At 65.7% G+C, this 10,710-nt stretch carries 9 protein-coding genes; all 9 read left to right on the top strand.

All coding sequences use genetic code 11. The annotated features are described in order from the left end of the window. Positions 1-323 precede the first annotated feature (323 nt). From ACSEEN_RS17715 to ACSEEN_RS17675, 9 genes are read left to right on the top strand one after another with little or no spacing between them, the layout of a single operon-like run. Positions 324-1,580 (top strand): ABC transporter ATP-binding protein, encoded by a 1,257-nt coding sequence (locus ACSEEN_RS17715; protein WP_247865070.1) that lies wholly within the window; start codon positions 324-326, stop codon positions 1,578-1,580. Next, positions 1,577-2,383 (top strand): MlaE family ABC transporter permease, encoded by an 807-nt coding sequence (locus ACSEEN_RS17710; protein WP_371307161.1) that lies wholly within the window; start codon positions 1,577-1,579, stop codon positions 2,381-2,383. The genes ACSEEN_RS17715 and ACSEEN_RS17710 overlap by 4 nt, the downstream gene beginning before the upstream one ends. A 2-nt stretch (positions 2,384-2,385) precedes the next feature. Next, a complete protein-coding gene (locus ACSEEN_RS17705; protein WP_247865068.1) occupies positions 2,386-3,258 on the top strand; it encodes an MlaE family ABC transporter permease in 873 nt (290 codons plus the stop codon). Positions 3,259-3,264: 6 nt separating this feature from the next. Continuing rightward, positions 3,265-4,584 (top strand): MCE family protein, encoded by a 1,320-nt coding sequence (locus ACSEEN_RS17700; protein ID WP_298441217.1) that lies wholly within the window; start codon positions 3,265-3,267, stop codon positions 4,582-4,584. Next, positions 4,581-5,690, top strand: coding sequence for an MCE family protein (locus ACSEEN_RS17695; protein ID WP_247865066.1), 1,110 nt, complete (start codon positions 4,581-4,583; stop codon positions 5,688-5,690). Before ACSEEN_RS17700 ends, ACSEEN_RS17695 begins: the two co-directional genes overlap by 4 nt. Before the next feature lie 3 nt (positions 5,691-5,693). Then, the gene (locus tag ACSEEN_RS17690; protein WP_440713896.1) at positions 5,694-6,776 is read left to right on the top strand and encodes an MlaD family protein; all 1,083 of its coding nucleotides are present in this window, start codon (positions 5,694-5,696) and stop codon (positions 6,774-6,776) included. Next, a complete protein-coding gene (locus ACSEEN_RS17685) occupies positions 6,776-8,035 on the top strand; it encodes an MCE family protein (RefSeq protein WP_440713895.1) in 1,260 nt (419 codons plus the stop codon). The genes ACSEEN_RS17690 and ACSEEN_RS17685 overlap by 1 nt, the downstream gene beginning before the upstream one ends. After that, on the top strand, positions 8,035-9,384 hold the full coding sequence (locus ACSEEN_RS17680) for an MCE family protein (RefSeq protein WP_440713894.1): 1,350 nt from the start codon (positions 8,035-8,037) through the stop codon (positions 9,382-9,384). Before ACSEEN_RS17685 ends, ACSEEN_RS17680 begins: the two co-directional genes overlap by 1 nt. Next, positions 9,374-10,627, top strand: a complete 1,254-nt coding sequence (locus tag ACSEEN_RS17675; protein WP_440713893.1) for an MlaD family protein — start codon at positions 9,374-9,376, stop codon at positions 10,625-10,627. The genes ACSEEN_RS17680 and ACSEEN_RS17675 overlap by 11 nt, the downstream gene beginning before the upstream one ends. Positions 10,628-10,710 lie beyond the last annotated feature (83 nt).

Below are 10,710 nucleotides of genomic sequence, written 5' to 3'. Positions count from 1 at the left end.
TGACCCTGACCACCGACACAAACACCGACTCGACGACGGAGGTGACCACCGATGACCTGATGCAAATACCAGCCTGACCACCACCGAAGGATCAACAACGAGTTACACCACTACTTGGGGCTTGACCGGGAAGTTGCCAATAGGTAAGTTCGCAGGACGACTACGACTTCGCATCCATCGAGGTCGAGGTGTTTGCAGATGGTGCGGTGGGTTAGGGTGACCCCAGCCACAATTGGCGGCACCGCGTGGGGGGTTCCTCCGCGAAGTGGTCGGGACCGGCGCGACGACGTCTCGGTGCGGAAGAATACGTCTGGAGGGACGCAGTGGGAGTTGAGGTTGCAGTCGAGGGCTTGACCAAGTCTTTCGGCTCACAGAACATCTGGCGCGACGTGACGCTCACCCTGCCGGCAGGCGAGGTGAACGCGCTTCTCGGCCCGTCGGGCACCGGTAAGTCGGTGTTCCTGAAGACACTGATCGGTCTGCTCCATCCGGAGCAGGGCTCGGTGATCATCGACGGCACCGACATCACCCAGTGCTCGGCCAAGGAACTCTATGAGATCCGTAAGCTCTTCGGCGTCCTCTTTCAGGACGGTGCGCTCTTCGGCTCGATGAGCCTCTACGACAACATCGCCTTCCCGCTTCGTGAGCACACGAAGAAGAAGGAAGACGAGATCCGCCGCATCGTCATGGACAAGGTGGAGCTGGTCGGTCTGGCCGGCGCCGAGGACAAGCTCCCCGGCGAGATCTCCGGCGGTATGCGCAAGCGCGCCGGCCTGGCCCGCGCCCTGGTGCTCGACCCCGAGATCATCCTCTGCGACGAGCCGGACTCCGGTCTGGACCCGGTCCGTACCGCGTACATCTCGCAGCTGCTGATCGACATCAACGCCGAGATCGACGCCACGATCCTGATCGTGACGCACAACATCAACATCGCCCGCACCATCCCGGACAACATCGGCATGCTCTTCCGCAAGGAACTGGTCATGTTCGGCCCGCGCGAAGTGCTGCTGACCTCCGAGCAGCCCGTCGTCAAGCAGTTCCTGTCGGGCGATCGTTTCGGCCCCATCGGCATGTCCGAGGAGAAGGACGAGGCCGTCGCCGCGCAGGAGGCCGCCATGCAGGCCGCCGGTATCTCCGGCGGTGGCACCAAGGACGACTTCAGCGAGATCATCCCGCAGGTCCAGCCGAACCCGGGCATGCCGGTCCGGCAGGCGGCGATCCGCCACCGGCAGAACGTCCTCAACATCATCAACGACCTCCCGCCGAACGCGCAGGCCGCGATCCGCGCCTCGATCGCCGAGGAGGACCGCCGCGCGGCGGAGAGCCCGGACACCTCCGCCACGCTCGTCGCGATGTCGAACCACCAGTTCGAGTACCCGACCGGGGTCGCGCAGCGCTACGACGGTGCCACCGAGGTCATCACCTCGGCCGGCGGCGTCACCGAGGTCATCGAATCGCCCACCCAGACGATCACCCTCGACGACGGCGCCGAGGGCGTCACCGAGACGATCCGCACCGTGGGTGAGGACACCGAAGAGATCACCGTCGTTCGCGACGGGCAGGGGAGCACCCGAGAATGACCAGTGCCACTCAGCGTGGCGTCGCGAAGATTCAGAAGGCCGGCGACGGGGCTCTCACCCAGACCGGCAACATCGTTCAACTCTTCGTCGACGTCGCACGCCAGCTGTTCGTACGCCCGTTCCAATGGCGCGAATTCATCCAGCAAGCCTGGTTCATCGCCAGCGTCACGATCCTGCCGACCGCGCTCATCGCGATCCCGTTCGGCGCGATCGTCTCGATGCAGACCGGTTCGCTGATCAAGCAGCTCGGCGCTGAGTCGTTCACAGGCGCGGCGAGCGTGCTCGTCGTCGTCCAGCAGGGTTCTCCGTTGGTGACCTCGCTGCTGGTGGCCGGCGCGGCCGGATCGGCGGTCGCCGCCGACCTGGGCTCGCGCACCATCCGCGAGGAGATCGACGCGATGGAGGTGCTGGGCATCAACCCGGTGCAGCGCCTCGTCGTGCCCCGCGTGCTCGCCATGGTGCTGGTCGCCATGCTGCTCAACGGCCTGGTCGCCGTCGTCGGCATCGTCGGCGGCTACTTCTTCAACGTGATCGTGCAGGGCGGAACGCCCGGTGCGTATCTGGCCTCGTTCGGTGCCCTCGCGCAGCTCCCCGACCTGTACGTCTCGACGTTCAAGGCCGCGATCTTCGGCATCATCGCCGGTGTGATCGCCGCCTACAAGGGCCTCCACCCGAAGGGCGGCCCGAAGGGCGTCGGTGACGCGGTCAACCAGTCCGTGGTCGTGACGTTCCTGCTGCTGTTCTTCGCGAACCTGATCATCACGGCGGTCTTCATCCAGATCGTCCCGCCGAAGGTAGGTTAGTCGTGACCCGTGGTGTGACGATCGCCAAGAGCCGTCCCGAATATCTGGCCTACGAGGCCAAGAAGATCGCGGGCAAGCCGCTCAAGCTGCTCGACGGCGCCGGCGAGCAGATGTCCTTCTACGCCCGCACGATGGCGTGGATTCCGAAGACGCTGGTCCACTACCAGCGCGAGGTCCTCCGGATCCTCGCCGAGGTGGCCTTCGGCTCCGGCGGCCTCGCCGTGATCGCCGGCACGGTCGGCGTCATGGTCCTGATGTCCGGCTTCACCGGCGTCGTCGTCGGCATGCAGGGCTACGCGGCCCTGAGCCAGATCGGCGCCGAGGCGCTCTCCGGCTTCCTGTCGGCGTACGTCAACACCCGCGAGGTGGCGCCCCTGGTGGCCGGCCTCGCGCTCAGTGCGACGGTCGGCTGCGGCTTCACCGCCCAGCTCGGCGCCATGCGGATCTCCGAGGAGATCGACGCCCTCGAGGTGATGGCAGTCCCGTCGGTGCCGTTCCTGGTGTCGACCCGCGTGATCGCCGGCTTCGTCGCCGTCATCCCGCTGTACGTGCTCGGCCTGATGGCCGCGTACCTGGCGTCACGGTTCATCAACACCGTGTTCAACGGTCAGTCGTCCGGCTCGTACGACCACTACTTCAATCTGTTCCTGCCACCGGTGGACGTGCTCTGGAGCTTCCTGAAGGTGCTGATATTCGCCTTCGTGATCATCCTGGTCCACTGCTACTACGGCTACTTCGCCAGCGGTGGTCCCGCCGGTGTGGGCGTGGCCGTGGGACACGCCGTTCGCGCCGCACTGGTGCTGATCGCGGTTCTGGACTTCTTCCTGAGCCTGGCCATCTGGGGCACCAGCACGTCGATCCGGGTCGGAGGTTAGCCGCACGTGAATGCGACTCTTAAACGCCGTTTGCTGGGTCTGGTCTTCTACGTCGTCGTCATCGGACTGCTCGCGACGTCGGTCCTGATCTTCATGGGCACCTTCAAGTCGACGACCGATGTGACCCTCGAGGCCAGCAGCGTCGGCAACGCACTGACGCAGCACTCCGACGTCAAGGCGCGCGGCGTCGTCGTCGGTTCGGTCGACAAGGTCAACGTGCACAGCGACGGCACCGTCGCCGTCACGCTGGCCCTCGATCCGAAGCTCGCCGACCAGCTGCCCGCCAACAGCACCGCCCGGATCCTGCCGAAGACCCTCTTCGGCGAGCGCTACGTCGCGCTGCAGATTCCGGACGACCCCGAGGGCAACCTCGGCAAGGGCGGCACCATCCACATCGACGCCAAGGGCAACGCCCCCGAGGTCGAGGATCTGTTCGACGCGTTGCTGCCGATTCTGCAGGCCGTGCCGCCGGAGGATCTGAACGCCACCCTGACGTCGATCAACTCGGCGCTCGCCGGGCGTGGTCCGCAGCTGAAGAAGGCCATCGAGCAGCTCAACGACATCTTCGGTGCGCTGAACAAGAACATGCCCGCGCTGCAGGGGACGCTCGAGGGGCTCGCCAGCTTCTCGCAGACCTACTCCCAGGCGCTGCCGGACGTGATCGACGCGCTGGACAACTTCCGGGTGACCAACCGGACGATCGTCGATCGCCAGGGCGACCTGCGAAACACCATCGCGACGCTGGGCGTGGCCTCGGTCGACGCCACCAAGTTCCTCAAGACCAACAAGAAGGACGTGGTGAACCTGTTCGTCGACTCGGAGACGCTGCTGGTCCAGCTGGCCCGCCAGTCTCCGGTGTTCGGGTGCACGTTCAAGAACTTCGCCGAGATCGTCCCGAAGGTGGGTCCGATCGTCGGCAAGGGCACCGAGAATCCGGGCGTACACGTGAACGTGCAGTTCGTGAACCCGCGGGGCCGCTACCTGCCGAACCAGGACGAGCCGCGCATGTGGTGGCTCGATCCGCCGGCCCGCTGCTACGACAAGGCGACCAACGGCCGCCCGTTCGGGCAGTACCCGGGCGGCAGCGTCCCGGACGGCTCCTACCAGCCGCCGTCGCGCAACCCCGGTCCGGCCACCATCAAGGACCTGCCGCAGCCGCAGTTCAGCGCGCAGCCGCAGGGCGCCGGGATGACCGATAGCGAGTATGTGACCAAGATGAAGATGATCTACGGCGCCGACAGCGGCCAGTACCCGGCGCAGGTCCCGACCTGGGTCACCTACATCGGTGGCGGCGCGGTCAAGGGAGCGGAGGTGACCATCAAGTGAGAGGCATGTGGGCACCCCTGATCAAGCTGATCGTGTTCGCCGTGGTCACCATCCTGGCGACCACCGTCCTGGCCCTGCTGATCGGCAACGCCGGTGCGTCGGGCAAGGACAGCTACAAGGCCATCTTCACTGACGCGGCCATGCTGAACCCGGGCGACGACGTCCGGATCGCCGGCGTGCGCGTCGGCCAGGTGGAGTCGGTCGAGATCGTCGACCACAACCGCGCGGAGGTCTCGTTCAACGTCAACCGCGCCCGGCTCCCCAAGAGCACCCAGGTCTACATCCGCTACCGCAATCTCGCGGGCCTGCGGTACGTGGCGCTGGAGCGGGGACCGGCCGACGACACCCAGATGGTCTCCCCGGGGCACGTGTTCCCGTACAACGAGAACCGTTTCCTGTCGAACACCCATCCGGCGGTGAACCTGACCGAGCTGTTCAACGGCTTCCGGCCGCTGTTCCGTCAGATCACGCCGGACGACATGAACAAGCTGGCGGAGACGGTGATCAACGTCTTCCAGAACGGTGACGGCACCGACATGGGCCAGACGATCCAGTCGTTGCTGACCCAAACTGCGCAGCTGACCAACACCATCGCGGACAAGGACCAGGTGATCGGCGAGATGATCACCAACCTGACCAAGGTGCTGGAGACGGTGAACAAGAACGACAAGCAGTTCACCGCGCTCCTGGACAACACCGAGAAGCTGGTGGTCGGTCTGGCCGCCCAGCGTGACTCGGTGGGCTCGGCCATCACCTCGGTGTCGAACCTGACCACCCTGACCGGCGAGGTGCTGAGCAAGACGCGCCCGTCCATCCAGGGTTCGCTGGCCAACCTCAAGGTGCTGTCGGACAAGATCGACGCCCGCAGCGCCGACGTGGAGAAGGCGCTGACCAATCTCCCGGTGAAACTGGAGAAGCTGGGCCGCTCGGCCACCTTCGGCTCGTGGTTCCAGTTCTACCTGTGCGGTATCGACATCACCGCGGGTAACGGCAAGTCGACGCTGCTGACGCAGCCGCTGGTGCCGCTGCCCGACATCAATCACGTGCTCTACACCAGCGCGGCGACGCGCTGCTGGGCCGACGGCAAGATCAACGGGGAGGGGTGAGCCGTGTCCAATCCACAGAACACCCCCGCGGGTGACGAGATCGACGTCACCAAGCTGCCGCCGAAGAAGTCGCGCCGGTTCGCCGGCAAGCGCAGCGCGCGCAGCGTTGGCGTGCTCGGCATCGTCGTGCTCCTGATGCTGACCCTGTCGGCCTTCTACCTGAAGGACCTGCCGATGGTCGGTGCGGCACCGCAGTACACGGTGCAGTTCTCCGAGGCGGCGGGCGTCAAGGCCGGCAACGAGGTCCGGGTCGCCGGCGTGAAGGTCGGCGAGGTGACCGACGTCCGGCTCGACGGCGACAAGGTCCTCATGCGGATGCGCGTCGAGAACACCTGGATCGGCGACAAGACCCAGGCCACCATCCAGATCAAGACCGTCCTGGGCCAGAAGTACATCGCGCTGAACCCGAAGGGCACCAAGCTCGCCAATCCGCGCGACACCCTCACCGACACGGTGGCCCCGTACGACGTCCTCGAGGCGTTCGGCGATGCCGCCAATCAGATCGAGAACGTCAATACCGATCAGGTGGCGAAGGCGCTCGGTCAGCTGTCCGATGTGTTCACCGCGAACGCCGACGACATCGGGCCGGCCATGGACGGGATCTCCCGGCTGTCGAAGACCATCGCCAGCCGCGACGACGAGGTCCAGCGGCTGCTCGAGGCCGCCAAGGGCAGCTCCAAGATCCTCGCCGATCGCAACGACGAGTTCGTGAAGCTGATCGCCGGCGCCGGGGTGCTGCTCAAGGAGTTGAACACGCGCCAGCAGAGCATTTCGGCGCTCCTCGCCAGCACCGAGACGCTGTCGACCTCGCTGACCGGCATCGTCCGCGACAACGAGAAGCAGATCGGCCCGGTGCTCGACTCACTGTCCAAGGTGACGTCGCTGCTGACCAGGCAGAACTCGAATCTGCGCAAGTCGATCCAGAACCTGGCGCCGTTCTACAAGCTGTACGCCAACGTGCTGGGCAACGGTCGCTGGTTCGAGACGACGGTCACCAACCTGCTGCCGCCGGCGCTGCCCGCGCAGAACACGCACCGACCGCCCAATATGCAAAAGAACCTGATTAACGGCGGGACGGGCGGCTGATGACGACTCCGGATACGACTGTGAACGAGACGAAGTTCTTCAACGCCAAGAACAATCTGATCATCGCCGTGGTGGTGATCATCGCCGTGATCCTCGGCATCATCGGCTGGTGGGCCTTCAGTGTCATGAGCGCCACCACGGTGAAGGCCCGGTTCACCAGCGCGGTGGGCATCTACGAGGGCTCCAACGTCAAGATCCTCGGCGTGGACGTCGGCAAGGTCACCAAGGTGACCCCGCGCGGCAAGACCGTCGAAGTGGACATGCGGGTCAACCACGGGGTCAAGCTGCCGGCCGACGTGCAGGCCGTGCAGATCATCCCGTCGCTGGTCGCCGACCGCTTCGTGCAGCTGGTGCCCGCGTACTCCGGTGGTCCCAAGGCCGGCTCGAACGTGACGCTGGACACCGACCGCACCGGGGTGCCGGTGGAGATCGACGCGATCTACGCCAACCTGCAGAAGCTGTCGAAGTCGCTGGGCCCGGGCACCGACGAGGTGAACGAGAAGGGCGCGCTGAGCAACTTCGTGACCGCAGGCGCCAAGGCGCTCGACGGCAACGGTGAGAAGCTCGGCAACGCGATCACCAACCTGTCGCAGGCGGCATCGACGCTGGCGAACTCGCGCGGCGACATCGCCAGCACCATCCAGAACCTCGACGTGTTCGTCGGGGCGCTGAAGGAGAACGACGCGCAGGTGCGCCAGTTCAACACGCAGATGGCGTCGTTCAACACCTTCCTGGCCGGGGAGCGCGACCAGCTCGGAAAGGCGCTCGACACCCTGTCGTACGCGCTGGGCGACGTCGCCGGCTTCCTCGCCGACAACGAGGACAAGCTCGGCAAGGCGGTGCGCGACCTGGAACCGACGGCCGACGCGCTGTACGACAACAAGAAGGATCTCCTGGAGATCCTGACCGTGTTGCCGGTGACGGTCAGCAACCTGATCAACGCCTACGACGCGGAGTCGGGCACGGTCGACATGCGCGTGAACATCACGCAGCTGCAGAACCCGGCCGGCGCGCTGTGCAAGATGCTCGATCTGGGCAAGCTCCTGCCGGGTAACCCGCAGGCCGTCCAGTTCAGCAAGATCATGGCTCCGCTGGTCAACAACTGCACCGAGGTCGGTGAGCAGATCCAGAACAACGTGCTGGAGCCGCTGCTGCCGATCCTGCCGTTCGGCATCATGAGCGGCAAGAAGCTGCAGGACATGTACCACCCGGGCCAGAACGCCGGTAACCCCGATCCTGCACTCCCGGGAGGCAACTGATGAACCTCAGCAGGTCAGGCCGCATCAAGGCGGCCGGCGTGGCCGTGGCGATGAGCGCGGTGATGGTCGGCGTGTCGGGCTGCGGGATCAACGTTCAGCAGATGCCGTTGCCCGGTGGTGTCGACCTGGGCGACCATCCGCGCGAGTACATGATCGAGTTCTCGAACATCCTCGATCTGGTGCCCCAGTCCGTCGTCAAGATGGACGGCACCCCGGTGGGCAAGGTCAGCAAGATCGAGGTGCCCGCCGACTCGTGGAACGCGCGCGTCTACATCAAGGTGAAGAACCAGGTCGATCTCTCCGACGAGTCCCGGGCCGCGGTCCAGCAGACCAACCTGCTCGGTGAGAAGTTCGTCAGCCTGAGCGACCCGAAGGACGCGGCCGGCGCCCCACGGCAGAATCCGAAGGTGCCGATCCCGACCGACCGGACCAAGACGACCACGGACATCGAGGAACTCCTCGGCGCGCTGTCGCTGCTGCTCAACGGCGGCGGGATCAACCAGCTGGAGCCGATCGTCACCGCTCTGAACGAGTCGATGGGTGGTACCGAGGGCAGCAAGCAGACCCGCGAGTTGCTGATCAACTCCGAGAAGCTGATCCGCGGTCTCAACGAGCAGCGCGACAACATCGTGCGTGCGGTCGACGGCGTCGCGGTGCTGTCGGACCGGGCCGCTCAGCAGACCAAACAGATCAACCGGATCCTCGACGAGCTGCCGGCCGGTATCGCGGTGCTCGAACAGCAGCGTCCGCAGTTCGTCGACCTGCTGACCAAGCTCGACCAGCTGGGTCAGGTGGGCACCGACATCCTGGCGAAGTCGCACACGCAGATGATCAACGATCTGAAAGCGCTGCGGCCGATCCTCACGGAGCTGGCGAAGTCGGCCGACGACGCCATCACGGCGACGCCGCTGATGCTGACCCACCCGTTCCCGGACGACATCCTGCCCGCCGTGCACGGCGACTCGACCAACCTGTTCCTGAACGTCGACCTGCGGCTGCTCAACCAGCTCGAGGCGCTCGGCGTCGGACAGGGCACCCCGCACTACCGGGCGCCGTCGGTCAACCCGCCGCCGATCTACAAGGGCAATCCGTACGTCAACGGCAACGGCCCGCGCTGGGGCTGGCCGACGATCTCGTTGCTGCCGCCGGCACCGAACTCGAAGCTGGGGCCGAACACCCCGCCGTCGGGTGGCACGTACCCGATGAACCCGACTCCGCCGGCCAAGAAGAAGCCGGCCAAGAAGAAGCCGGCCGGCGGCAACCAGTACGGTCCGCTGCCCGCCGACGCGAAGAGCACCAACTTCCTGGACGCTTCGCTCGCATTCCCGGGAGGCTCCGATGCTCACTAGGCTCGTCAAGATTCAGCTGGTGGTCTTCGCGATCATCGGTGTGGCCGCGATCGTCTTCGTGGGTGCCAACTACGCGCAGCTCGACAAGATGGTCGGTCTCTCGCAGTACAAGGTGACCCTCCGGATGGGGGAGAGCGCGGGCGGCATCTTCCAGAACGCCGAGGTCACCTACCGGGGCGTGCCGGTGGGCCGCGTCGGCACCATGAAGCTGACCGAGAAGGGCGTCGACGTCGAGCTGCGGCTGGACTCGCGCGGCCCGAAGATCCCGGAATCGGCCACCGCGGTGATCGCCAACCGGTCGGCCATCGGTGAGCAGTTCGTGGATCTGCAGCCGACGACCGGTGCGGGTCCGTACCTGAAAAAGGGCGACGTGATCACCAAGTACACGCTGCCCCCGGTGCTGCAAGACGTCATGACCGACACCATCAAGCTCACCGAGGCGGTACCGGTCAAGGACCTGACCACCGTCGTCCACGAGCTCGGTCTGGCCTTCAACGGGCAGTCGGAGAACATGAACCGGCTGGTCGACTCGCTGACCAAGCTCGCGCAGACCGGGCACGACAATCTGGGCCAGACCATCTCGCTGATCCAGAACGCGGACGTCGTCCTCGGCACGCAGGCCGACCAGTCCGATGAGATCCTGGCCTGGTCCAAGAGCCTCGATCAGATCACCGCGACGCTGGCGTCGTCGGACCCGGCCGTCCGCCGGATCCTGACCAACGCGCCGATGACGGCGACGCAGCTCTCGTCGTTCATTCAGAAGAACGGCAAGGACGCCACCACGCTGATCCACAAGCTCGGCGACACCATGCACACGATCGAGCCGGCCACCTTCTCGACCGGTGCCCTGCTGGCCATGCTGTCGGCGCTGTCGGCCGGTTCGCACACGCCGGCACCGGGTGACGGGCAGATCCACTTCGGCATCGTCCTGGAGACCGAGAACCCGCCGGCCTGCACCGTGGGTTACGAGAGCACCCAGAAGATGATCGCGGACATCAAGAAGAAGAACCCGTCCTTCGACATCAACTACGACGACTTCCCGTTCAACAAGGACGCGAACTGTGATGTCGCCGTGGGCAATCCGACCGGTGTCCGAAGCGCGAACCGCGCTGCGCTGGCCAATCCGGACTTCCCGCAGCCGTGGGACAAGACCCCGAAGAAGATGCCGGACACTCTCAACCTGAACCCGCTGGCCACCCAGCTGGCGTGGCTCATGGGAGTGCACCCGACGAAGTACAACTAGCCGCAGTGCGCTGGCGCCGCCGGCGGTCCCTGAGCGATGACGCAGGGCACCACCGACGGCGGCAGTCGCATGTGCGGCCCCGA

It is taken from the genome of Gordonia marina (assembly GCF_052036135.1).
Lineage (GTDB): Bacteria > Actinomycetota > Actinomycetes > Mycobacteriales > Mycobacteriaceae > Gordonia.
The sequence above is the reverse complement of the archived record's forward strand: the minus strand, read 5'-3'. Positions and strand labels throughout refer to the sequence as shown.

Bases quoted from the DNA above. Each gene is read 5' to 3' on its own strand.
- ACSEEN_RS17675 (WP_440713893.1), top strand. From the start codon at position 9,374: ATGCTCACTAGGCTCGTCAAGATTCAGCTGGTGGTCTTCGCGATCATC.
- ACSEEN_RS17710 (WP_371307161.1), top strand. From the start codon at position 1,577: ATGACCAGTGCCACTCAGCGTGGCGTCGCGAAGATTCAGAAGGCCGGC.
- ACSEEN_RS17685 (WP_440713895.1), top strand. From the start codon at position 6,776: ATGACGACTCCGGATACGACTGTGAACGAGACGAAGTTCTTCAACGCC.
- ACSEEN_RS17680 (WP_440713894.1), top strand. From the start codon at position 8,035: ATGAACCTCAGCAGGTCAGGCCGCATCAAGGCGGCCGGCGTGGCCGTG.